Source organism: Mycobacterium sp. Soil_C_30 (genome assembly GCF_057656995.1).
Genome location: NZ_JBDGJH010000079.1, coordinates 1 through 260 on the forward strand (window position 1 = coordinate 1; position 260 = coordinate 260).

1 pseudogene is annotated in these 260 nt (G+C 69.2%); it reads left to right on the forward strand.

Annotation, left to right across the window (positions count from 1 at the left end):
• A pseudogene (locus tag AC3A6P_RS36195) lies at positions 1 to 260 on the forward strand (4-hydroxy-2-oxovalerate aldolase); the annotation flags it as partial.

Below are 260 nucleotides of genomic sequence, written 5' to 3' on the forward strand. Positions count from 1 at the left end.
GTCTCGATCCAGCATTTCGGGCTGGCCCGCGAGCTGGGCCTGGAGACGGTCGGGTTCCTGATGATGAGCCACACCATTGCGCCGGAGAAGCTGGCCGCCCAGGCCCGCATCATGGCCGACGCCGGCTGCCAGTGCGTCTACGTCGTCGACTCCGCCGGGGCGTTGGTGCTCGAGGGGGTGCGTGACCGGGTGGCCGCGCTGGTGGCCGAGCTCGGTGACGACGCGCAGGTCGGTTTCCACGGTCACGAGAATCTCGGTCT